The 22,113-nt window shown below is 41.6% G+C and carries 20 protein-coding genes, 2 tRNA genes and 1 riboswitch; of the genes, 8 read left to right on the top strand and 14 right to left on the bottom strand.

The window, feature by feature from the left end; translation table 11 throughout:
* Window positions 1-25 precede the first annotated feature (25 nt).
* The 9 genes from thiC to ACYQ3A_RS04155 all read right to left on the bottom strand — a co-directional run bounded on the left by thiC (window position 26) and on the right by ACYQ3A_RS04155 (window position 8,287).
* Entirely contained in the window at window positions 26-1,324 is a 1,299-nt protein-coding gene (gene thiC, locus ACYQ3A_RS04195; RefSeq protein ID WP_459895854.1) for a phosphomethylpyrimidine synthase ThiC, read from the bottom strand.
* Between the two features lie 125 nt (window positions 1,325-1,449).
* Window positions 1,450-2,244 carry a sulfide-dependent adenosine diphosphate thiazole synthase gene (locus ACYQ3A_RS04190; RefSeq protein ID WP_459895852.1) on the bottom strand — a complete coding sequence of 265 codons (795 nt, stop codon included), beginning with the start codon at window positions 2,242-2,244 and terminating at the stop codon, window positions 1,450-1,452.
* Between the two features lie 52 nt (window positions 2,245-2,296).
* A riboswitch (TPP riboswitch) is annotated at window positions 2,297-2,402 on the bottom strand.
* A 45-nt stretch (window positions 2,403-2,447) separates the two neighbouring features.
* Window positions 2,448-5,087, bottom strand: a complete 2,640-nt coding sequence (alaS, locus tag ACYQ3A_RS04185; RefSeq protein ID WP_459895851.1) for an alanine--tRNA ligase — start codon at window positions 5,085-5,087, stop codon at window positions 2,448-2,450.
* A 35-nt stretch (window positions 5,088-5,122) separates the two neighbouring features.
* Window positions 5,123-5,560, bottom strand: a complete 438-nt coding sequence (locus ACYQ3A_RS04180; protein WP_459895849.1) for a regulatory protein RecX — start codon at window positions 5,558-5,560, stop codon at window positions 5,123-5,125.
* Window positions 5,544-6,635, bottom strand: coding sequence for a type IV pilus twitching motility protein PilT (locus ACYQ3A_RS04175; protein ID WP_459895848.1), 1,092 nt, complete (start codon window positions 6,633-6,635; stop codon window positions 5,544-5,546). The genes ACYQ3A_RS04180 and ACYQ3A_RS04175 overlap by 17 nt, the downstream gene beginning before the upstream one ends.
* Window positions 6,619-7,623 (bottom strand): recombinase RecA, encoded by a 1,005-nt coding sequence (gene recA / locus ACYQ3A_RS04170; RefSeq protein ID WP_459895847.1) that lies wholly within the window; start codon window positions 7,621-7,623, stop codon window positions 6,619-6,621. Before recA ends, ACYQ3A_RS04175 begins: the two co-directional genes overlap by 17 nt.
* A 34-nt stretch (window positions 7,624-7,657) precedes the next feature.
* A tRNA-Ser gene (locus ACYQ3A_RS04165) sits at window positions 7,658-7,751 on the bottom strand.
* Window positions 7,727-8,194 (bottom strand): nucleoside deaminase, encoded by a 468-nt coding sequence (locus tag ACYQ3A_RS04160; RefSeq protein WP_459895846.1) that lies wholly within the window; start codon window positions 8,192-8,194, stop codon window positions 7,727-7,729. Before ACYQ3A_RS04160 ends, ACYQ3A_RS04165 begins: the two co-directional genes overlap by 25 nt.
* A 16-nt stretch (window positions 8,195-8,210) precedes the next feature.
* Window positions 8,211-8,287 (bottom strand) — tRNA-Arg (locus ACYQ3A_RS04155).
* 99 nt (window positions 8,288-8,386) lie between these two features.
* Between ACYQ3A_RS04155 and ACYQ3A_RS04150 the strand changes: the two genes are divergently transcribed.
* From ACYQ3A_RS04150 to ACYQ3A_RS04140, 3 genes are all read left to right on the top strand, one after another.
* On the top strand, window positions 8,387-11,014 hold the full coding sequence (locus ACYQ3A_RS04150; RefSeq protein ID WP_459895845.1) for a valine--tRNA ligase: 2,628 nt from the start codon (window positions 8,387-8,389) through the stop codon (window positions 11,012-11,014).
* A gap of 123 nt (window positions 11,015-11,137) precedes the next feature.
* Window positions 11,138-11,326 (top strand): 50S ribosomal protein L28, encoded by a 189-nt coding sequence (rpmB, locus tag ACYQ3A_RS04145; protein WP_459895843.1) that lies wholly within the window; start codon window positions 11,138-11,140, stop codon window positions 11,324-11,326.
* Between the two features lie 191 nt (window positions 11,327-11,517).
* Window positions 11,518-12,255, top strand: a complete 738-nt coding sequence (locus ACYQ3A_RS04140) for a PilZ domain-containing protein (protein WP_459895842.1) — start codon at window positions 11,518-11,520, stop codon at window positions 12,253-12,255.
* Here the strand turns inward: ACYQ3A_RS04140 and trpC are convergent.
* Both trpC and glmU read right to left on the bottom strand, forming a co-directional pair.
* Window positions 12,238-13,029 carry an indole-3-glycerol phosphate synthase TrpC gene (gene trpC / locus ACYQ3A_RS04135; protein ID WP_459895841.1) on the bottom strand — a complete coding sequence of 264 codons (792 nt, stop codon included), beginning with the start codon at window positions 13,027-13,029 and terminating at the stop codon, window positions 12,238-12,240. The genes ACYQ3A_RS04140 and trpC overlap by 18 nt on opposite strands.
* Window positions 13,026-14,408, bottom strand: coding sequence for a bifunctional UDP-N-acetylglucosamine diphosphorylase/glucosamine-1-phosphate N-acetyltransferase GlmU (gene glmU, locus ACYQ3A_RS04130; protein WP_459895840.1), 1,383 nt, complete (start codon window positions 14,406-14,408; stop codon window positions 13,026-13,028). The genes trpC and glmU overlap by 4 nt, the downstream gene beginning before the upstream one ends.
* Window positions 14,409-14,652: 244 nt before the next feature.
* Here glmU and ACYQ3A_RS04125 point away from each other — a divergent pair, with 244 nt between their 5' ends.
* Complete coding sequence (locus ACYQ3A_RS04125; RefSeq protein WP_459895839.1) at window positions 14,653-15,612, top strand: SLAC1 anion channel family protein; 960 nt, start codon at window positions 14,653-14,655, stop codon at window positions 15,610-15,612.
* On the top strand, window positions 15,609-16,112 hold the full coding sequence (locus tag ACYQ3A_RS04120) for a DUF302 domain-containing protein (protein ID WP_459895838.1): 504 nt from the start codon (window positions 15,609-15,611) through the stop codon (window positions 16,110-16,112). The genes ACYQ3A_RS04125 and ACYQ3A_RS04120 overlap by 4 nt, the downstream gene beginning before the upstream one ends.
* Window positions 16,113-16,136: 24 nt before the next feature.
* Here ACYQ3A_RS04120 and ACYQ3A_RS04115 read toward each other — a convergent pair whose 3' ends face one another.
* Genes ACYQ3A_RS04115 through queA form a run of 3 tightly spaced genes read right to left on the bottom strand, consistent with a single transcriptional unit; the run spans window position 16,137 to window position 18,422 of the window.
* Entirely contained in the window at window positions 16,137-16,574 is a 438-nt protein-coding gene (locus ACYQ3A_RS04115) for an NUDIX domain-containing protein (protein ID WP_459895837.1), read from the bottom strand.
* Window positions 16,574-17,461: a DUF3108 domain-containing protein gene (locus tag ACYQ3A_RS04110; RefSeq protein ID WP_459895835.1), complete on the bottom strand. Its 888-nt coding sequence runs from the start codon at window positions 17,459-17,461 to the stop codon at window positions 16,574-16,576. Before ACYQ3A_RS04110 ends, ACYQ3A_RS04115 begins: the two co-directional genes overlap by 1 nt.
* Window positions 17,391-18,422 carry a tRNA preQ1(34) S-adenosylmethionine ribosyltransferase-isomerase QueA gene (gene queA / locus ACYQ3A_RS04105; protein ID WP_459895834.1) on the bottom strand — a complete coding sequence of 344 codons (1,032 nt, stop codon included), beginning with the start codon at window positions 18,420-18,422 and terminating at the stop codon, window positions 17,391-17,393. The genes ACYQ3A_RS04110 and queA overlap by 71 nt, the downstream gene beginning before the upstream one ends.
* 65 nt (window positions 18,423-18,487) lie before the next feature.
* Here queA and nusG point away from each other — a divergent pair, with 65 nt between their 5' ends.
* From nusG to dnaB, 3 genes are read left to right on the top strand one after another with little or no spacing between them, the layout of a single operon-like run.
* Complete coding sequence (nusG, locus tag ACYQ3A_RS04100) at window positions 18,488-18,994, top strand: transcription termination/antitermination protein NusG (RefSeq protein ID WP_459895832.1); 507 nt, start codon at window positions 18,488-18,490, stop codon at window positions 18,992-18,994.
* Window positions 18,987-20,468: an anthranilate synthase component I gene (trpE, locus tag ACYQ3A_RS04095; protein WP_459895831.1), complete on the top strand. Its 1,482-nt coding sequence runs from the start codon at window positions 18,987-18,989 to the stop codon at window positions 20,466-20,468. Before nusG ends, trpE begins: the two co-directional genes overlap by 8 nt.
* Window positions 20,465-21,910, top strand: coding sequence for a replicative DNA helicase (dnaB, locus tag ACYQ3A_RS04090; protein WP_459895830.1), 1,446 nt, complete (start codon window positions 20,465-20,467; stop codon window positions 21,908-21,910). The genes trpE and dnaB overlap by 4 nt, the downstream gene beginning before the upstream one ends.
* Window positions 21,911-22,113: the final 203 nt, after the last annotated feature.

Genomic DNA, 22,113 nt, shown 5'->3' with positions numbered 1-22,113 from the left:
GTTCCTCCTCTTTAAAAAGTTAATTCTATTTCTTTAGATATTCATGAACTCTCTTTATCGAACAGAGTTTTCCGCACATTGTACAGGTTTCTTCATCCTTCCGAGGTTTCCTTTCTTCTCTGTACTTCCTCGCAGTTTCAGGGTCTATAGCAAGCTCAAACTGTTTCTCCCAATCAAGATTTTCCCTTGCCTTTGCCATTTCAAGGTCCCACTCTATAGCACCGGGAACTCCTTTAACAATGTCAGCTGCGTGACCTGCTATCCTTGCAGCAATTACTCCCTGCTTGACGTCCTCAACATCCGGAAGTGCAAGGTGTTCAGCGGGAGTGAGATAACAAAGGAAGTCTGCACCAGCCCTTGCAGCTATTGCTCCACCAATTGCTCCTGAAATGTGGTCGTATCCAGGGGCTATGTCTGTAACAATTGGTCCAAGAACGTAGAAAGGTGCATTATGGCAGAGTCTTTTTTGAAGGAGGATGTTGGCTTCTACTTGGTCAAGAGGGACATGTCCAGGTCCTTCAACCATTGCCTGAACATCAGCTTCCCTTGCTCTGTCGACAAGTTCTCCAAGTGTAATGAGCTCTTCTATTTGACACCTATCTGTTGCATCAACAATACAGCCAGGTCTCATTCCATCACCAAGGGAAAGTGTAACATCGTACTTTTTAGCTATTTCAAGAAGTCTATCATAGTACTCATAAAGTGGATTCTCTCTTTCATTATAAACCATCCACTCTGCCATTAAGGCACCACCACGGGAAACGATATTCATTATTCTTCCTTCGTTCTTGAGCCTTTCAAGGGAGCTTAAAGTTACACCGCAGTGGACTGTTATGAAGTCAACACCATCCTGACAATGCTTCTCAATAGCGTTAAAGATGTCATCAACAGTCATTTTTCCGATGAAACCATACTTATCAACAGCCTCTTTTGCGGCTTGGTAGATTGGAACAGTTCCGACCATTACTGGGGAATTCTGAATGATTCTCTTCCTTGTTTCATCAATGTATTCACCTGTTGAGAGATCCATTATGGCGTCTGCACCGTATTTAACGGCAACTCTCAGTTTTTCAAGTTCGAGTTCAATACTTTCAATATCCCCAGAAGTTCCGATGTTTGCGTTTACCTTTGTGATGAGTCCCTTTCCAATTCCCCTTGGTTGGAAATCTTCTCTTTCTCTGTGGAAGATGTTTGCAGGAATGACAATTGTTCCTTCAATAAGCCCCTGAACTATGTAATCAATGTCTCTTTTTTCGTATTTTGCTACGAATTCAATTTCTTTTGTAATTATGCCCTTCTTGGCAAGTTCGACTAAGGTAGCCATAATTCCTCCAGATTAGCTTTTTAATCCTACAATCTACTCTTTATTCTTCTCTTAGCCTCTATTACCCTAATTCTAAACCTCCCCCCGTCAAGGGGGAGGGAATTTAAGTAACAAGCTATGTCAAGTTAGCTCTTTAACTTTTCAGAAATTTCTTCAGCAACTTTCTTACCAGACATAAGCATTCCGCCGAAGACAGGTCCCATCCTGTGGCTTCCGCAGGTTGCGTTTGCAGCCATTCCACTGACGTAGATTCCTGGGAAGACTTCTCTACTGTTCTTAACTGTATCCTCCTCTCCGACAGAAGCCCATAGCGGTTTTTCTCCAACAACACAACCTGTTTCAGTTGCAAGCTTGATTCCGGCCTTTTTTTGAAGTGTTGAAACAACAGTAGCATCGTGACCAGTTGCATCTATTACAAACTTTGAGGTAATAACTAATGGATCAACTATTAAACGGTTCATTTCTACTATGCTCCAGTTAATAACAAGTCCACAGACTCTATACTCGTCATTAACTTTCTTTAAGACAACATCTTCAGCTGCAACTCCGTTAAAGACGACAGCTCCTGCCTTTACAGCTTTTGAAGCTATTGTTGTTACTGCTTCAACAGCATCGGCTAAGTAATAGCCAGGCTTAAATTCTTTATATCTAACTCCAAATTCATCAAGGATTTCCTTACCCATTTCCTGAACAACAATTTCGTTGAAGAACATGGCACCAGCCCACATTCCACCGCCGATGGAAATTCTTCTTTCGTAGATGGAGACTTTAAAACCATTTTTTGCAAGGTAGTATCCAGCGACAAGCCCTGAAGGACCTCCCCCTACAATTGCTACGTCTACCTCTAAGTGATCTTTGAGCTTTTCCATGTAGGATTCGATGATGGCCTGTGAGATAACAACTTCGTTGAGATTTTGCATGGCTTCCTCCTGGTTTGTGTTTTTAGCCTGAGGGGGGGAGTTGAAGGGGACGAGAAAGGTTCTCGCCGCTCCCTACGCCGGTATTACCCGGATCAGGTTCAAAGGGTTGCTCCCGTAAGGGAGCTCTCAGGAGCCAAGCTCCACCCCTGCGGCTTGTTTTAAATTATGATTATTAAGAGCAGATTTCAATAAACCATTTTCTTTTAATCTTCAAAATTTTTTCTAAATTCACTAAATGCTTCTTCAAGTCGGGTTAGATTCTGAACCCCACCTTGAGCCATATCAGGTCTTCCGCCACCTCTTCCTTCAAGGATTGGAGCTATTCTTTTGATTATCTCTCCTGCTTTGAATCTATCAGTTAAGTCTTTTGTTAGAGCTATTAGTAGGCTAGCTTTACCATCTTTGATTCCAACAAGCATAACGGCAGCAGTTCCTGCCTTGTTTCTTATAACGTCCGCAACTTCTGCAAGTTCCTTTCCACCAAAGCCATCAAGTTTTGCTGTTACCACCTTTATGCCGTTAATAACCGGAGCATTTTCAACTATCTGGTTGACTTCAGCAGTTGCAAGTTTTCTCTTGACTTTTTCGAGCTCTCTCTCTTTCTCCTTGAGCTCCTCTTTCAGTTTCTGGAGCTTCTGTAGTAGTTGTTCCTCAGGAGATTGAAGAAGCTTCCGTAGGTTTTTGATGAGGTTTTCCTTCTCTTCCACATAATTAAAAGCTTCTTTCCCAACTACAGCTTCAACCCTTCTTGTTCCGGATGAAATTGAGGATTCAGAGATTAGCTTGAAAAATCCAATATCTCCACTCCTTTCTACGTGTGTTCCTCCACAGAGTTCAACACTTACTCCTCCAACGTCAACAACCCTTACAACGTCTCCATACTTCTCTCCAAAGAGGGCAATTGCTCCCCTCTCAAGGGCTTCATCGTAAGACATCTCCTCGACTTTAACAGGATAGTTTTCCAGAATCCAGTTGTAAACTGTTTCTTCAACTGCTCTGAGCTCTTCCTCTGTTGGTGCTTCAAAGTGTGTGAAATCAAACCTCAACCTATCAGGAAGAACTAAAGAGCCAGCCTGCTTAACGTGATTTCCAAGAACTTCTCTTAATGCTTTGTGGAGAAGGTGGGTTGCTGTATGGGCTCTCATTATTGCTTTTCTTCTCTTTTCGTCAACGATGGCGTTTACTACATCACCGACTTTGATTGTTCCTCTCTTTACTACAAGCTTATGTCCAATCAGGTTTTCGGTTATATTCTGGGTATCTAAAACTTCACAGTAACAGTTACTTCCTTCAATTATTCCAGTATCTCCTACCTGACCACCCTTTTCAGGGTAAAAAGGCGTTTTGTCAAGGATGATGATCGCTTCTTCTCCCTCTTTTGCCTCTTCTACGAGATTCTCGCCTTTGAGAATTCCTGTAACTTTTCCAATTCCCTTTAAGTGGTCATAACCGATGAAAATAGATGGAGACTCTTCAGAGAGTTTCTGGAGTTCCGGAGAGATAACTTTCTGGACACCACTTTTCCAGGCCTTTCTGGCTCTTTCTTTCTGCTCTTCAAGGAGCTTTTCAAATCCAGCAACGTCAACTTTTAAGTTTTCGTCATTTGCAACCTCAAGAATAAGGTCAAGCGGAAATCCAAATGTATCGTAGAGCTTGAATACCTCTTCTCCAGGAATGGTATCTTTTCCATCACTTTTCAGTTTTTCTATTAGTTCCTGGAGAATGTAAAGTCCTCTTTCAAGGGTTCTTGAGAATCTCTCCTCTTCCTTGAGCGTTACTTTCTTTATGAAGTCTCTGTTTTCAACGATTTCTGGATAAACATCTCCCATTATTTCTATAACTCTGTCAATTCCCTCGTAGAGGAACGGCTTTTCTATTCCAAGAAGTCTTCCATGTCTTGAAGCTCTTCTGATTATCCTTCGGAGGACGTATCCTCTTCCTTCGTTTGATGGGAGAACTCCATCTGCGATGAGAAAGACAAGAGCTCTCAGGTGGTCTGCAATAACTCTCATTGAGGTGTCGCTCTTTTCATCTTTACCGTATGGAATGCCGCTCAAATCCGAAGCCCATTTGACAAGTGGAAAGATCAAATCTGTTTCGTAGTTGCTTGGAACGTTTTGGAGGACAGATGCTATCCTCTCAAGTCCCATTCCTGTGTCAATCGATGGGTGAGCTAAAGGAGTTAACTTCCCACTTTCATCTCTTTCATACTGCATGAAGACAAGATTCCAGATTTCTAAGTACCTGTCACAATCGCAGGTTCCTATTCCACAGTTTTCACCGCAGGCGAATTCTTCACCCCTGTCGTAGTAGATTTCGCTACAGGGGCCACAGGGACCAGTATCTCCCATTGCCCAGAAGTTGTCCTTTTCGCCAAGCCTGTAGATTTTGCTTTCCGGAAGCCCAATTATCTTATTCCATATTTCAAAAGCTTCATCATCCTTTTCGTAGACTGAAACGTAAAGCCTTTCTTCTGGAAGTTTGAAAACTTTTGTGACCAACTCCCATGCAAACTCAATTGCCTCTTTTTTGAAGTAGTCTCCAAAGGAAAAGTTTCCAAGCATTTCAAAGAATGTGTGGTGTCTTCCAGTTTTTCCGACGTTCTCAAGGTCGTTGTGTTTACCACCTGCTCTCATACACTTCTGGCAGGAAGTGGCTCTCTTAAATGGTGGTTTCTCTTTTCCAAGGAAGTAGTCCTTAAACTGAACCATTCCGGCGTTTGTAAATAGAAGTGTCGGGTCGTTCTTTGGAATGAGTGGAGAGCTTTTTACTCTATGGTGTCCTTTATCTTCAAAGAATTTCAAAAAAGCTTCTCTTATCTCTTTGCCAGTCCATTTACTCATACGCAACTCCATACTTAAAGGTTGGCTAAATTTTATCAGAGAATGTTTTCAACCTCGCAGTAAGAGAATCCTCTCTGGAAGAGAAATCTTTTTGCTTTTTCTTTCAGTTTTCTATCTTTTATCTCCTGGCCAAAACGGTTTTCAACTTCTTTTCTGATAAAAGAGTAGTCAAACTCAATAGACATTTCAAGTTCATCAATAATTTCTTTTGAAAACCCCTTCTGTCTAAGATGATGTCTTATTTTCCTTTTTCCCCATCCCTTTTCCATCTTTGAGATGAAGTAGTTATAGGCTGTTCTGAATTCATCTAAGAATTTTTCTCTTTTTAGACTATCTATTGCGCTATCGATAATCTGACTTTCGATTTCAGGAAACTTTTCGGAAATTTTTCTTCTCAGAGATTCAGGTGAGTAATCTCTTCTGGAAAGCAAAAGAATTGAATAGGCATAGACCTTTTTAAATTTCGAATCCACTTGAAAAGATTCCCTCCATTTTAAGTTTTAGATCATCCGGTTTGGTAGCGTACTTGAGGGCATCCTCTTTTGTTATGAGACCTCTTTTCCAGAGATCGTAGAGGGATTGGTCAAAGGTTTGGGAACCGTAAACTTCTTTACCTTTTTCGATAAATTCAGGAATTTCCTCTGTGAGCTCAGGATTCATAATTCGCTCTCTAATAGCCTCAGTTACTATCATAATCTCAACGGCTGGAACCCTTCCTTTACCGTCTGCTCTTGGAAGTAGTCTTTGAGAAATTGTGGCCTTCAGAACAGACGCGAGCTGAAATCTTATTGCCTGCTGGTGGTATGGCGGAAAGAAAGAGATTATCCTGTTAATAGTTTCCTTAGCATCGAGTGTGTGTAAGGTGGAAAAAACCATGTGTCCTGTTTCAGCAGCATCGAGGGCTGTCCTAACAGTTTCTGGATCCCTCATTTCTCCAACGAGAATGACGTCGGGGTCTTCACGGAGGGCAGCTTTTAATGCTGTAAAGAAGTCGTCAGCGTCGTCACCGATTTCTCTCTGGTAGAAGATGCATTTCTTGTCCCTGTGAAGGTATTCTATAGGGTCTTCGATTGTAACAATTACTCTGGAATCCTTGTTGTTAAGTTCGTTAAGCATGGCTGCAAGAGTAGTAGATTTTCCAGAACCTGTTGTTCCAGTTACAAGGACAAGTCCTCTTGAATAAAGTGCTATCTCTTTTATGACTGTTGGGAGATTAAGTTCTTCTATATTAGGAATTTTAGCCGGTATGGTTCTCATAACAATGGCGAAAGTACCCCGCTGTTTGAAAATGTTGACCCTGAACCTACAAACACCAAGAATACTGTAAGCGAGGTCAATATTCTTCATATAGGGTAATTCTTTCATTCTATCTACCGGGACGATTTTCTTAACAAATGAGTTAATATCATTTGCTGTAAGTTCGGGAAGCTCGGTTTTAACGAGCTTCCCATTTATTCTGAAAACCGGCGGTAATTTGACCCTTAGATGGATGTCAGAAGCACCAAGCCGGAAAGCCTTCGTGAGAAGTGTATCAAGATCCAGAGCCACCAAGAGCCTCCATTATCTTTGCTTCCAGTTCGGTAGCAATCTCAGGATTTTCTTTGAGGAAAATTCTGGCGTTTTCTTTACCCTGTCCTAACCTTATATCACCGTAAGAGTACCATGAGCCACTTTTCTTAACAAGTCCCAATTCTTCTCCGAGGTTCAAAAGGTCTGCTTCCCTTGAGATTCCCTCTCCGTAGTAGATCTCAACGATGGCTTCTCTAAACGGAGGTGCCAGTTTGTTCTTAACAATCTTAACCTTTGCCTTGTGACCTATTCTCTCATCTCCTTTTCCTTTAATCTGACCAATGTTTCTTATGTCTATCCTCATTGAGGCATAGAATTTCAATGCTCTACCACCGGTAGTTGTCTCTTGGGGACCACCGTAGCCCATCATTCCAATCTTTTCTCTAACCTGATTAATGAAAATGAGGGCACAGTTACTTCTGCTGGTTGCAGCCGTTAGTTTCCTCAGGGCCTGGGACATGAGTCTTGCCTGAAGTCCTACGTGAGAATCTCCCATGTCTCCTTTGATTTCGGCTTCTGGAACAAGGGCAGCTACTGAATCAACGACGATTACGTCAACAGCTCCACTTCTGACAAGGGTTTCTGCGATTTCAAGTGCCTGTTCACCGCTGTCTGGCTGGGATACGAGAAGTTCCTCAAGGTTGATTCCAAGCTTTTTCGCGTATGCCGGATCCAGTGCATGTTCAGCATCGATGAATGCAGCAATGCCTCCTTCTTTCTGAACGTTTGCTATGACGTGAAGGGCAAGGGTTGTTTTACCGGAGGATTCTGGTCCATAGATCTCGGTGATTCTACCTCTTGGTATTCCACCAACTCCTGTGGCTCTGTCTATCAAGATTGAACCGGTGCTTATTGTTGGAATTTCTTCAGCCGGCTTTTCACCGAGGAACATTACAGAGCCTTCACCAAACTCTTTCTTAATTCTTTTTAGAGCATCTTCAAGGACTTTTCTTCTTTCTTCCTGCATAGACACTCCTTAATAAGGGTTTTGATTTTTAAAATGGCGGAGAGGGCGGGATTTGAACCCGCGGACCCCGATTAAGGGGTCACCCGATTTCGAGTCGGGCCCGTTAAGCCAGGCTCCGGCACCTCTCCCTCAATAGCTTGAAGAACTTCTTCAGAAGTTCCTCAGCCTCTTTTATGTAAATTCTATTCACCTCAGGTCTGTGATTCACTCTTTTGTCTTCAAGTATTTTGTAGAGACTCTCCACACCGCCAAACTTTGGATCTGGTATGGAGTAAACAACTCTGTCAATCCTTGATTGGATTATAGCACCGCAGCACATTATGCAGGGTTCAACTGTGGAATAGAGGGTGCAACCATTGAGTCTCCAGGAGTTGAGTTTCCTTGACGCTTTTCTTATTGCAAGAATTTCGGCGTGAGCTGTGGGATCCTGAAGGAACTCCTTTCGATTGAAAGCACGGGAGATGATTTTTCCATCTTTTACTACAACTGCACCTATAGGAACTTCACCATATTTGAATGCTTTCTTTGCTTCTTTTAAAGCTTCAAGAAGAAACTGGTAGTCGAACTCCATAGAAAAACCTTGAAAGTGGCGCGCCCGGCAGGAGTCGAACCTGCAACCTTGGGATCCGTAGTCCCACGCTCTATCCAGTTGAGCTACGGGCGCGAAGTTCAATCCTAAATTTATCCCTTTGAGCTTACTTTTCAATTACCAGTGGTTTAAAATTTAGCATTAACCAACTACTCAGGTTCCTGGAGGAGAAAAATGGAGTCAAATACCTACAATCCGGCCCTTTTTGAGGATAAATGGTACAACTTCTGGCTTGAAAAGAAATACTTCCATGCAGATGAGAAAAAAGTTTTAAAGGGAGAAAAACCAAAGTTCAGTGTTGTTCTTCCACCGCCAAATGTTACAGGAGTTCTTCACGTTGGACATGCCCTCAACTCAACCCTTCAGGATATCATCTGCCGCTGGAAGAGAATGAAAGGCTTTGAAGTTTGCTGGATTCCAGGAACAGACCACGCCGGAATTGCAACTCAGTGGGTTGTTGAGAGGGAACTGGCAAAGGAAGGATTGACCCGTCACGACGTTGGAAGAGAGAAGTTCCTTGAGAGAGTTTGGAAGTGGAAGGAGCAGTACGGAAACAGAATTATCAACCAGCTTAAAAAGCTTGGAACTTCCTGTGACTGGGATAGAGAAAGATTCACAATGGATGAGGGTTTCTCAAAAGCTGTTAGGAGAGCCTTTGTTACCCTTTATAAAGAGGGACTTATCTACAGAGGAAAGAGGCTCATAAACTGGTGTCCAAGGTGCCATACAGCTCTCTCTGACCTTGAGGTGGAACACGAAGAAGAGCAGGGTAATCTCTGGTACATCAGATATCCTGTTGTTGGTGAGGATGATTACATAGTTGTTGCGACCACAAGACCTGAGACAATGCTGGGTGATGTCGCGGTTGCTGTAAATCCAAACGATGAGAGATACAAACATCTTGTTGGTAAGAAGGTTCTGCTGCCGATTGTAAACAGGGAGATTCCAATAATTGCAGATGAGTATGTCGATCCTGAATTCGGTACCGGTGCAGTTAAGATTACTCCAGCCCACGATTTTAACGACTTTGAAGTAGCCCAGAGGCACAACCTTCCTGCAATTCAGATAATGGACGACTGGGGGAAAATTACAGCTGAACCTTTTAAAGGAATGGATAGGTTTGAGGCAAGGGAAGCTATAGTTGCAATGCTTAAAGAAGAAGAGCTTCTTGAAAAGGTAGAACCCCACGTTCATGCCGTTGGTCACTGTTACAGGTGTAAAACCGTTGTTGAACCTTACCTTTCAGATCAGTGGTTTGTAAAGACGAAACCTCTGGCAGAAAAGGCAATAGAAGCTGTCGAAACGGAAGAGATCCGCTTTATTCCAAAACAGTGGGAAAACACATTTTTCGACTGGATGTACAACATAAAAGACTGGTGCATCTCCAGGCAGATCTGGTGGGGACACAGGATTCCAGCATGGTACTGTAAAGAATGTGGCCACATAAATGTCTCAGAAGAAGCTCCAGAAAAGTGCGAAAACTGTGGAAGCACAAGCCTCTATCAGGATGAGGATGTTCTTGATACGTGGTTTAGTTCTGCAATGTGGCCTTTCGGAACTCTTGGTTGGCCAGAAGAGACAGATGATCTGAAAGCTTTTTATCCTACTGATCTCCTTGTTACCGGTTTTGACATTATCTTTTTCTGGGTCTCCCGTATGATGATGATGGGTTACTACTTCATGGGCGAAAAGCCTTTTAGTGATGTTTATGTTCATGCCCTTGTCAGAGATGAAAAAGGACAGAAGATGAGCAAAACCAAGGGGAACGTTATTGATCCCCTCGAGATGGTCGAAAAGTATGGGGCAGATACTTTGAGGTTTACCCTTGCAGCCCTTGCTGCTCAGGGAAGGGATATAAGACTTTCAGAGAAGATAATTGAAGGCTATAGACACTTTGCCAACAAGATCTGGAACATAGCGAGGTTTATCTTCTCAGCCCTTGAAAATGTTGAAATGAAGGGATCGGTTGCCTATGCCCCTGAGGATAGATGGATACTTTCAAAGCTTTCTGACACAATAGAGACGGTTGATAGAGAATTCGAAAACTACAGGTTCAACGATGCTGCAAAAGCTATTTACCAGTTCTTGTGGAGCGAATTTGCCGACTGGTACATTGAGTTCTCAAAACAGAGGATCTATAAGGGTAATGAAGAGGAGAAAAGAACGGCAGCTCACGTTCTGGTAACCGTTCTTAGAGATGCCATGAAGCTCCTCCATCCGATAATGCCATTTCTTACTGAGGAGATCTATCAGAAGCTTCCAAACAGAGATGCTGAGTCAATCGTTATAGCTCCCTGGCCATCCATAGAGTACAGGTTCAAGAAGGATGAAGAGAGAGTAGAGATAGTCAAGGAGATAATCAGAGGAATAAGGAACGTTAAGGCTGAGCTCAACATATCACCATCGACACCTGTGGAGGTCTTTGTCAGGAGTGACGACGATGAGTTGATGGAAACCATAGGGAAAATGGCTGCTTCTATAAGGCAGCTTGCGAAGGTTTCTGAAATTCACTCTACCAATGAGGCTCCTTCTGGATGTGTCTCCTTCTTCCTGCCGGGTATTGAGGTTTACGTGAAGGTAGGGGAACTCATCGACGTTGAGAGTGAGATTTCCAGAATAATGAAGAAGCTAAAGAGTATTGAAAAAGACATTCAAAAACTTGAGAAAAAACTCGCGAATGAGAATTTCTTGAAGAAAGCTCCTAAGGAGGTTGTTGAAAAGAACAAAGCAGAACTGGAAGAGTTAAAAGAGGTTTTTGAGAAGCTATCAGGAACTCTCCAGCAGCTGAAAAATATGGAATAGGTTGAAACTTGAATCCTGTAGTGATAAATTTGCCACTGCACTTTTGTGCTTTATTATTTATCTTCATCTCCCCCTCTTGGGGGAAGTTATAGAAAGTATATATCTATTAGGAGGTAGAAAAAAATGGCAAAGTGTGCAATTTGTGGAAAGAGTACAATCTTCATAAACAAGGTGAGCCACTCCCACAGGGTTACAAGCAAGAAGCAAAGACCAAACCTTCAGAAAATCAAGGCTATCGTAAACGGAGAGAAGAAGAGAATCTGGGTCTGCACCAAGTGCCTCAAAGCTGGGAAAGTAATAAAGGCAACTTAAGTTCAAGCTTTTAAAAGCTAAGGTTGAGGTTTAGAGTTATTTTTTTGATAGAATCAAAATGGTCTTTGGACAGGTGAATAGCTCGGGTTCACAGCACCAGTAGGTGAGCTACCTACTACCAAGATTAGTAGGTAGTAGGTGAGGGTGGGGACTGGTGCAGGGACTGGAAAAAGAAGATATTTTCTGGAAAAATGGAAGATTTTGATCCAGGTAAAGAGTTAGAGGTAATTTGTTTCTTTCAAGAGGTTCCTGTAAGGGGGAAAATTTTTCTTTTATGTAAAGAAGAAGAGCTTTCTGTGTGGAAAACTTCTTTTAAATTTTTGGCGATTATTGCTTATAGTGGGGAATTTTTTGCTAAAGTTGGAAATAAGTTATTTCAATTTGAAGTCCTATCTATAGATGATAAAGAAGTTACTCTTACTACTCAGCAACCGAGATTGATAAACGAAGAAATACTCAATAGACAAACATTAAGAGTTACAATTTCAGAGGGGCGTCCTGTTAAGCTTTTAATAGGGGAAGGAAAAAACATATATGAACATCAAAACAAAAGAAAATATCTATCTTACTTTTCTCGAGAAGAAAATACTTCTTATTCGCTGGTTCTAAATGTTCATGACATATCAGTGGGAGGAATAGGATTACTTTTCAAAGGAGATGTAAAAGCTTTTAAACCGGGAAAGAAAATAAGGATGAGGCTTCTTTTTTTTAGAAAAATAGGTGGAGGAGCTGAAATAAAGGAGAAGGAAATTCCTATTTTAGGAGAAATAGTAAGAAAAGAAAAAATTGTAGAAGACATTATCAAAGTTGGAATTAGATTTCTTGATTTGGAAAGCAATCCTGAACATTATAGATTTGTCTTTGATTACGTTATCCGTAGGCAAAGAGAAATAAGGAGGCAGATGGAATATTTAATGAGTGAAATTTAATCCCACCCACTTCCTTAAAACTTTCTCTGGCTCCTTACTTTTCATTAGAGTTTCTCCAATCAGAAAAGCATCAACACCTGCCTTTCTCAGTTTAATAATGTCTTCTTTTTCCTTTATTCCACTCTCGGAAACAAGGATTTTTCCTTCTTCTTTTACCAGTGGTAGAATTCGTAACGTTGTTTCAAGGGAAACCTTAAAGGTTTTCAAGTCTCTGTTGTTCACTCCAACGATTTCTGCTCCCGCTTTCAGTGCTCTTTCCACTTCCGCTTCTTCATGAGTTTCAACAAGGGGTTCCATCCCCAGTTCTCTACCTAAGGCAATGAAATCTTTGAGCTGTTCATCTGAAAGTATTGAAACAATGAGAAGAAACGAGGATGCTCCAAGAGCTTTTGCTCCGTAAATCTGGAACTCATCGATTATGAAATCCTTCCTGAGAACAGGCAGTTTAACCGTTTCTGCGACTTGTCTTAAGAAATAGGGAGAACCCTGAAAAAACTCCTTATCTGTCAGAACAGAAATTGCTCTGGCTCCTCCTCTCTCGTAAGCCTTCGCAATTTCAACAGGATCAAAGTCTTCTCTTATAACTCCTTTGGAGGGAGAAGCTTTCTTAACTTCAGCAATGATGTTTATTCCTTTTCCAGAGAGAGCTTCTTTGAAGTTGTAAGGGACTTCCATCTTTTCAGCTTCTTCTCTCAAAACGGAGAGGTTGAACTTTTTCTTCTGCTCTTCAACCTCTACCTTTTTATGTTCAACTATCTTCTGGAGAATGTTCATTTCTTTTTTCTCCTTGCCTTTTCTCTAATTCTTTCTGCTTTTCCTTCGTAGTTTAACTGTTTTGCCCTTGCAACGGTTAAGGTGTTTTCTGGAACATCTGAGGTTATAACAGATCCGGCAGCAGTGATGGAGTTATCACCAACTTTGACAGGGGCTATGAAAAGTGTATTGCTTCCGACAAAGACGTTTTTTCCAATCTCCGTCCTCCACTTGTTGAATCCGTCATAGTTGCAGGTGATTGTACCTGCTCCGATGTTTGTGTTTTCTCCAATTTTGCAATCACCAAGATAGGTCAGGTGGTTTGCCTTGGCCCCTCTTTCAAGGTAGGCATTCTTCGTTTCAACAAAGGTTCCAACTCTTGCACCACTTTCAAGGTAAGTTCCAGGTCTCAGTTTTGCAAAAGGTCCCACAGAAGTTTCAGGTTCAAGTACTGCTCCTTTTATCCAGCAGTGGCTTTCAACTTTCGTTTCATCACCAATTGTGGAATCCACTATCTCAGAAAAAGCTCCAAGGTAGCAGCCTTTCCCAATCTTTGTTTTTCCTTTAATGTAGATAGGGGCGAAGATTTCTGTATCCGCTCCAATTTCAACCTCTGGCTCTATGTAAGCAGATTCCGGGTTGTGGATTGTAACGCCAGAAAGCTGGAGACCTTTTACAATTCTTTCCTGAAGGACTTTTTCAGCTTTTGAGAGTTCATATCTGTTGTTGACTCCCATAACGGTTGAAAAGTCCTTAACGACTACGGGGACAACTTTCCAGCCTTTATTTCTAAAAACCTTTAAAACGTCTGGAAGGTAATATTCGCCTTGAGCGTTATTGTTGTCTATCTCTTTCAGAGCTCCAAACAGTTTTTTAGAATCAAAGGCGTAGATGCCTGTGTTGACTTCTTTTATCTTTTTCTCCTCTTCGGTTGCGTCTTTCTCTTCCACTATTTTTAAAATCTCTCGACCGTCTCTTATCACTCTTCCATAGCCTGTGGGATCGTCAATCTCTCCAGTTAAGACAACCATATCTCCATCTACTTCAGCAAGTTTTTTTATCTCTTCCGGTTCTACAAGAGGAGTGTCTCCGTTTAAAACGACGACTTTTCTGTTGTAGTCTTTCAGGAGTTCCTCAGCACACATTACAGCGTGGCCAGTGCCAAGCTGTTCTTCTTGATGAACGGTTCTTACTTCAGGAAACTCTGACCTCAGGAATTCTTCAACCAACTCTTTTTTATGTCCAACAACAACGATTATTTCTTCAGCTCCGGCTTCTTTTGCAGCCTTTATAACGTACCAGAGCATTGGCTTTCCGAGTATTTTGTGGAGAACCTTTGGCAGGTCTGATTTGAATCGAGTCCCTTTGCCTGCTGCGAGGATAACTGCTTTAAAGATCAATTCAATCCTCCAGAAACTGTCCTTTTATTCAGAGTAAATTTACTATGTTTTCTTGTTCTACTTCAAGGAATTGTTAAAGGCAGGTCTATGGCTGTATTCTCAAGTTGTTCTTTCAGAAAGCGTAGAAGAATAGAGAATTTTATTTCTTATATCTACTGTATATTCAGAATCAAATTAGGTTGTTTAATTGCAAAAATCGGATTAATAATTATATTTTAGTATATCCTAACTTAGGAGGAGAAAAATGGAACGAAGTCTGAAATATTTCCCTGTTCAGATGTTTGCTATTGTGATGGGGCTCTCAGGACTCACTATTGCTTTTGCAAAGGCATGGCACTTCTTTGATGTTCCGAAGATTTTTTATGAATCACTTCTCCTCATCGATACTTTCATCTTCTTGATTATCTTTACGACTTACATGTTGAAACTTTTGAAGTATCCAGAGGCTGTTCTTGAAGAGTTTCAGCACCCTGTTAAGAGTTCCTTTATTGCCACAATTTCAATCTCTTTTCTACTTCTCTCCATTGCTTACTATGACTTTGCACCACCGGTTTCAATTGCCTTTTGGTTTATAGGAGCTCCTCTCCACATTTTCTTCACGTTTTCTGTAATTTCCTTCTGGATTCAGGGAAAGTTCCACATCAACCACATTAACCCTGCATGGTTTATCCCGATAGTTGGTAACGTTATCGTTCCTATTGTCGGTGTTGACTGTATGCCTGAATATGTCTCGATCTTCTACTTTACAGTTGGAATGTTTTTCTGGATTGTCCTCTTCACAATAATCACCTACAGGATGGTCTTTCACGATCCAATGCCACAGAGGTTGATACCAACTTTCTTTATCCTGATTGCTCCTCCTGCTGTAGGTTTTATCAGTTACCTAAGAATTACCGCTGGAAGCGACGATCTCGTTTCTCAGTTTCTCTACTTCATTGCCCTCTTTTTCTTCTTCCAGCTGGCTTTCATGGTTAAGATGTTCACAAGACTGAAATTCTACATATCATGGTGGGCATACACCTTTCCCCTTGATGCTTTAACCATCGCGACAACGCTCCAATACATGATCTTTAGAAACGACCTGACGAAGTATGCTGCTCTTTCACTTCTTGTTCTTACAACTGCTGTTATTGCCTTTGTTTCTTACAGGACTTTAAAGGCTGTTAGAAACGTTGAAATATGCGTCTTGGAGGTGGAAAAATGAAAAAGCTTACGTTGATCGTGGGACTTGCTATTGGTTTTGTTTTTGGAGCTCTATTTGGTGGAATGGCAATCAAAATTGCAACTCCTAACATGCTCTTTAAAGAGATAAGAAGTCCCTACAGTGTTGATGAGACTGTAAAGATAATTGTTGACAGGATTAACAAACTGCCTGGCTGGCACGTTGTAACTGTCATCGATCAGAGGGAAGAAATTCTAAAGTATGGTGGTCCAGATGTTGGGCCTGTGAAAATTATAAAGTTCTGCAGTGGACCTCTTGCAGGTAAAATGCTTTCCAGTGACGACAGGAAGTTCTTTGCGGTTAAGATGCCTGCAAGCATTGCAGTTTACCAGAAGAGCGATGGTAGAACTTATGTCAGCGTTATGAACTCAATGCTTATGGCAAGACTCTTTAGCGGAGAAACTGGAGATATTATCGAGCAGGTAGTTAGAGCAGGAGAACAGATATTGGGATTTGTTCACTTTAGATACACTCTCTGGTAGAAATTGCTGCCCTTTTTGGGCAGCTTAAACCTTTTTGAAGATAGAATCTTTATCTGTCAGGTAGTCTTTAAGAATCTGGCTGTGATCGAAAACCAGCTCCTCAAAGGGAATCTCATCGTAAGAATAAACTCTTGCAACCTTTGCATCGTCCGAACCCTTGGGTTTTCCTCTTGCAACACACTCAAAAACCACAGAGACAACGTGTCTTCTTGGGTCTCTCTCTGGATCTGAATAGACATGGAATTGCCTCAGGGTTATAACGTCAAGACCTGTTTCTTCTTTCATTTCTCTGATAACTGCTCTTTCTACGGTTTCTCCAACTTCTACGAAACCCCCAGGCAGAGCAAGCCCGATAGGTGGGTACTTTCTCTCTATTAGAACTATTCCAATAAACTTTCCATCCTCGTCCTGAACATTTATTATTCCATCAACTGCAAGGAGTGGTGTTTCTACTTTGAACATCAGTCACCTCCGAGCTCTCCACTCATCACTTTCTCTAAGAGACTCTTTTTCCTTTGTTTTTCGTATTCTTTCTTTAGATCGAAATTTCTCCCTTTTGCAGAAACTAAAACGGCACTGACGCTACCTATTTTTACTTCTGCAATAACTTTTACAGGAATGTGCCTTTTATCGGCTGTAAACCAGAAGATTACTTTTCCTTTCCTTTCGAATGCTCCTTCAGGAGAGAGATTGTTTGACGGAATGACTTTGAAGGTTTCTATTTCTCCAAAAGGTGTTGATAATTTCTCTTTGCCGACAACTTTGAAGCTGACGTTTTGAAATTTTCCTCCTGCAAAGATTGGGAAGACCGTTTCTTTCCCGACTTCAAAGATTCCGTATTTTCGAAAGTAGAAAGTGGCTGTAACAATGTCCTGAAAGGGAATAGCTGGAATTTTTATGAACTTTATCTTGACTTTATCTGTCCCTGGCTTTCTTTTTATGTATTTGACCTTTCTACTTTTCAGATCGTAGATGTAGGTCTTTTCTCTGACGTAGTTTCCTTCCTTTTGAGAAAGAAAGGTCTTTTCTGGAGTCTTTGTTTCCTCGTTCCAGATAGAGTATCCTTTGTCCTCGATGGATTTAAACCATGCACCAATCCCAGCGGTGGAAGCCCTTCCGAAGAACTTATAACGGTGTTTGTCTATTCGTTTCACTTCCGATTTTGAGTTGGCGACGTAGAAGATTGTCCAGTAAAGCCTGTATTTTAAGACTTCTCCGTCAAAATCGTAATCAGATGGTTTGTCGGAGATTACCAGCTTTGGCTCAAAAGAAAGACTGTTAGAGAATAAACATAGCGTCGCCGTAACTGTAAAAGCGATAACCTTTTTCAACAGCTTCCCTGTAAGCATTCAGTATCCTCTCTCTTCCCGCAAAGGCACTTACAAGCATTAAAAGAGTTGAACGGGGAAGGTGGAAGTTTGTAATAAGCGCATCGATAACCTTGAACCTGTATCCCGGATATATGAAAAGGTTTGTTGAACCTTCTCCGGGCTTAACCTTCCCATCTTTCTCTGCTGCACTTTCCAGTGTCCTTGTGACAGTTGTTCCTACTGCTATGACTCGTCTTCCCTCTTCCTTAGCTCTGTTTATCTCAGCAGCTGTATCCTCTGGAACGTGGTAAGTTTCGTAGTCCATCTGGTGTTCTTCCACGTTCTCCACTTTCACAGGTTTGAACGTTCCAGGACCCACGTGGAGGGTGATGTTCTTAATTATAATTCCTTTGTCTTTCAGTTTCTGGAGAAGTTCTTCTGTAAAGTGCAATCCTGCAGTCGGAGCTGCGACCGCTCCCTCTTTTCTTGCGAAAACTGTCTGGTATTTCTCCCTGTCTTCAGGCTTTTCTTCTCTCTCTATATAAGGGGGTAGAGGTATGTGACCAATCTCCTCTAACTTCTCCATGAAATCCTTGTTTGATTTCAAAATAAATTCAACGATTCTCCTGCCTTCTCCGCTGTATCCTTTGACAACTGCTTCCAGTTCCTCGTCAAAGTAGATTCTTTTTCCCTCTTTCAATTTTCTTGCAGGTTTTGCCATTACTTCCCAGGTGTCAAGTCCAGGTTGTCTGACAAGGAGGAGTTCAACTTTTCCGCCTGTCTCAAGTTTCCCGAAGAGCCTTGCAGGTATAACCTTTGTGTCATTTATGACGAGAACGTCCCCTGGCTTCAGGTATGCAACTATATCTCTGAATATTCTGTGTTCTATCCCTCCTGTGTTCCTGTGGAGAACCATGAGTCTTGAAGAATCCCTCGGTTCAACCGGAAACTTTGCTATCAATTCCTTGGGGAGCTCGTAATCAAAATCGCTTACTTTCATCTTCACTACCCGACCAAATTTTTGGCTTAAATTTATAGTTTTAGTTAAAAAAAAGGAGGGGATAGGTGTTTGGAGTTGATGAACCGAAATGGCACTTGGTCTACATTAAGCCTCGAAAGGAAGAAGTTGTGAGAGTTCAGCTTCAGAGAATAGGAATAGAAACATTCTATCCGAAGGTGAGAATTTTTAAAAAAGGTGTTGAAAAAATTGAGCCCTTATTCCCACTCTACATGTTTGCCAGATTTTCTGTGGTTAAGGATTTTCTAAATGTCAACTATGCTCGTGGTGTCAGGTGGGTGGTAAAATTCGGAAATCGAGTTCCGTCTTTGAGTGAGGATTTTATTGAGTCGTTGAAAGCTATTAATTTGGCTTTAATAGAGGAGAAACCGAAGATCCAGGAAAACGACCTTATAAGAATAGTTGATGGTCCTTTCAGAAACTTTATCGGTAGAGTTCTAAAGGTAAAGCGTGGAGAAGAGAGGGTTGTTATACTTTTGAAGGCCGTAAACTCTCCTACTGTTGAAATTCCGGTAGAATATGTAGAAGTACTGTCGGAGAGAAAAAATGCTTGAGATCGAAAAGGTTAGAGAACTTTCCAGGGAAGGCTACAATCTGATCCCTGTTTTTAAAGAGATCCTTGCTGATCTTGAAACTCCTCTTTCAGCGTTTCTAAAGCTCAAACCTTTGGGAGCTAATATGCTCCTTGAGAGTGTTGAAGGGGGAGAGAAGTGGGGAAGGTTTTCAATCATCGGGATTGGAAGACTCATCTCGGTAAAGAGCAAAGAGAAGTTTGTGGAGATAAACAACCTTGGTAGAGTGGATGTCAAAACTTTTGAGAACGATCCTCTTGAAGTTTTAAAAGAGGTTTATTCTTCTATCAAGCCTTACAGAGAAGAGAGTTTGCCAAAGATTTGGGGAGGTTTCTTCGGCTATCTTGCTTACGATGTTGTTAAGTTTTTTGAACCAAGGGTTAACGTGAATCCGAACAAAGAGGATTCCTATCTATACGACATGATCTTCTCCCTTCCAGAGGCTCTTCTGGTCTTTGACAATGTTACAAATACAATAAAGATCATATCCTACGTTTTGACTGAGAAAGGGGAACTGGAAAACGAGTACAGAAGAGCGGTAGAAACACTTGAGAACATAGAAAAGGCTCTTAGAGAGTCTGTTCCTCAGGTAGAGGTAAGACTGCCTGCGTCTTCTTCAGAGTGGCAGGTTAATTTCAGCAATGAAGAGTTTATGAGTGCTGTTGAACGGGCAAAGGAATACATAAAAGCTGGAGATATCATCCAGGTTGTTCTTTCAAGGCGTTTTGAGAAGTTTTTCTATGGAGATCCGTTAACTCTCTATAGAGCTCTGAGACATGTAAATCCATCTCCCTACATGTACTACCTTGATTATGGAGATTTCCAGATAGTTGGTGCCTCTCCTGAAGTTCTTGTCAGGGTGGAAAATGGAATTATTGAGACCCGTCCAATTGCGGGAACCAGAAGGAGAGGAAGGACGGAAGAAGAAGATCTTCAAATGGAAAGGGAGCTCCTCTCTGATGAAAAAGAGAGAGCTGAGCACATAATGCTTGTTGACCTTGCAAGAAACGACGTTGGTAGAGTTGCCGAGATAGGAAGCGTGAAAGTAACCGATTTGATGATCATAGAGAGGTATTCCCACGTTATGCACATTGTTTCTAATGTTGTTGGTAAGCTCAGAGAAGAGAAGGATATATTTGACGTTCTGAGAGCCTGCTTCCCAGCAGGAACAGTGTCTGGAGCTCCAAAAGTGAGGGCTATGGAGATAATTGATGAGATGGAGCCTTCAGAAAGGGGTGTTTATGCTGGAGCGGTTGGCTATTTTTCTTTTGATGGAAACCTTGATACAGCGATAGCCATCAGGACGGCAATTGTCAGGAGGAACAAGGTCTACGTTCAGGCAGGTGCAGGGATTGTTGCAGATTCGGTACCAGAACTTGAGGCAAAGGAGACAACAAACAAAGCCAGAGCTCTCTTTAAAGCTGTTGAACTTGCTGAAAAGGGACTTGAAAGATGAAGCTTTTTGATCTTGAAGCGGAATATTCTGTTCTTGGTTCGATGATAGTTCAGCCTTCTTTTATCTTCAGAGGGGTTGAACTGCTTCAGCCTGATGACTTCTTCAGGGATCAGCACAAAATCCTATTCAGGTTCATCAGAGATCTTGTGGCAGAAGGGTACACAGAAGCTCAGCTCAACGAGATTTCGTTTAGAGATGAACTTATAAAGAGAAATCTTCTTGAAAAGATTGGAGGAGAGGAGCATTTAAGCTACGTTGTAGAGTTTGCTCTTGATAGCTATGAGAAATTCGAGTCTGCATGTAAGGTTATAAAGGACAAAGCTCTTTTGAGGAAGATACTTGACGTCGCAAAGCATATAAATGAAAAAGTAGAGGAAACGCCTGATCCAGACATTCTCATAGATGATATAGAAAAGAGAGTTTTTTCCCTATCGGAAGAAAGAATTACCAACACTTTGATTCCAATAGGAGAGGTTATTCCAGATATAGTAAAACGGATAGAGGAATTGGCTTCCAGGAGGGAGATGGTAACCGGTCTCCCTTCTGGCTATGTTGAGCTGGACAGGATGACTTCTGGTTTTCACGATTCAGACCTTGTGATCTTAGCAGCTCGTCCTTCTATGGGTAAAACTGCTTTTTCCCTCTCTATTGCATACAACGTTGCGGTAAGGGAAGGGAAAACAGTTGCCTTTTTCAGCCTTGAGATGTCAAGGGAACAGATAGTAACAAGGTTGATCTCACAGGATTCTGGTGTTCCTCTCCACAAAATCCGTTCCGGTTTCCTATTCCCTCAGGAGATTGAGAAGATACTTGAGTCTTCCGATAGGATAAGAGAAGCGCCAATCTATATTGATGATACACCAGGAATCTCAATCCTTGAGATGAGAGCAAAGGCGAGAAGGCTTCAAAGCGAAAGAGGACTTGACCTGATAATTGTTGACTACCTCCAGCTCATGAGAGGAATCAAGAGAACGGAGAGCAGGCAACAGGAAGTTTCTGAAATATCTCGTTCTCTGAAAGCCCTTGCAAAGGAGTTAAACGTTCCGGTAATTGCCCTTTCACAGCTTTCCCGTCAGGTTGAGCACAGATCGGATAAGAGACCTCAGCTTTCTGATTTACGCGAAAGCGGTAGTATTGAGCAAGATGCCGACGTTGTGATGTTTATCCATAGACCGGAGGTCTATAAAAAGAATCCTGATCCCGAGGAGCAAGGAATAGCAGAGATAATTATTGCAAAGCAGAGAAATGGTCCTACAGGGACAGTGAGGCTTGCATTTATCAAAGAGTTTACACGGTTTGAAAACTTAGAAGAGGCACCGGTTCAGCACATTACAGAGGAGAAAGAAGAAGTTAAGACTCCAGCTCCAGAGGAAGAACCATTTATAATGGAAGAAAATCAATTTAACTTTGATGATTCAGAAGATTACGATTTTGACTTTTGAGAATTGCTGTAAATTTCTTCTTTGTAACGCATGTTTACTTTACAGATTCACCCAGAATTCAAGAATAATGCAAAAATTTTTTGCAAGTTTTCAAATACAGATTGACTAATTCCTATAGGTTTGGAAAACTTTTTTCTTAATCGTAGTATTTATTCCATTTTGAATTGAAATATGTAGTACCCCTACAAGACGATTTGGTCATG

It is taken from the genome of Desulfurobacterium crinifex, from assembly GCF_054656775.1.
This window is presented reverse-complemented; position numbering and strand designations above follow the sequence as displayed.

What these genes read in the sequence shown, in the direction of transcription:
- ACYQ3A_RS04125 (WP_459895839.1), top strand. Translation starts at nt 14,653, where the DNA reads ATGGAACGAAGTCTGAAATATTTCCCTGTTCAGATGTTTGCTATTGTG.
- ACYQ3A_RS04110 (WP_459895835.1), bottom strand. Translation starts at nt 17,461, where the DNA reads ATGCTTACAGGGAAGCTGTTGAAAAAGGTTATCGCTTTTACAGTTACG.
- rpmB (WP_459895843.1), top strand. Translation starts at nt 11,138, where the DNA reads ATGGCAAAGTGTGCAATTTGTGGAAAGAGTACAATCTTCATAAACAAG.
- ACYQ3A_RS04150 (WP_459895845.1), top strand. Translation starts at nt 8,387, where the DNA reads ATGGAGTCAAATACCTACAATCCGGCCCTTTTTGAGGATAAATGGTAC.
- queA (WP_459895834.1), bottom strand. Translation starts at nt 18,422, where the DNA reads ATGAAAGTAAGCGATTTTGATTACGAGCTCCCCAAGGAATTGATAGCA.
- ACYQ3A_RS04190 (WP_459895852.1), bottom strand. Translation starts at nt 2,244, where the DNA reads ATGCAAAATCTCAACGAAGTTGTTATCTCACAGGCCATCATCGAATCC.
- trpE (WP_459895831.1), top strand. Translation starts at nt 18,987, where the DNA reads ATGCTTGAGATCGAAAAGGTTAGAGAACTTTCCAGGGAAGGCTACAAT.
- ACYQ3A_RS04120 (WP_459895838.1), top strand. Translation starts at nt 15,609, where the DNA reads ATGAAAAAGCTTACGTTGATCGTGGGACTTGCTATTGGTTTTGTTTTT.
- dnaB (WP_459895830.1), top strand. Translation starts at nt 20,465, where the DNA reads ATGAAGCTTTTTGATCTTGAAGCGGAATATTCTGTTCTTGGTTCGATG.
- recA (WP_459895847.1), bottom strand. Translation starts at nt 7,623, where the DNA reads ATGCAGGAAGAAAGAAGAAAAGTCCTTGAAGATGCTCTAAAAAGAATT.
- ACYQ3A_RS04140 (WP_459895842.1), top strand. Translation starts at nt 11,518, where the DNA reads ATGGAAGATTTTGATCCAGGTAAAGAGTTAGAGGTAATTTGTTTCTTT.
- thiC (WP_459895854.1), bottom strand. Translation starts at nt 1,324, where the DNA reads ATGGCTACCTTAGTCGAACTTGCCAAGAAGGGCATAATTACAAAAGAA.
- alaS (WP_459895851.1), bottom strand. Translation starts at nt 5,087, where the DNA reads ATGAGTAAATGGACTGGCAAAGAGATAAGAGAAGCTTTTTTGAAATTC.
- ACYQ3A_RS04160 (WP_459895846.1), bottom strand. Translation starts at nt 8,194, where the DNA reads ATGGAGTTCGACTACCAGTTTCTTCTTGAAGCTTTAAAAGAAGCAAAG.
- ACYQ3A_RS04115 (WP_459895837.1), bottom strand. Translation starts at nt 16,574, where the DNA reads ATGTTCAAAGTAGAAACACCACTCCTTGCAGTTGATGGAATAATAAAT.
- trpC (WP_459895841.1), bottom strand. Translation starts at nt 13,029, where the DNA reads ATGAACATTCTCCAGAAGATAGTTGAACATAAAAAGGTAGAGGTTGAA.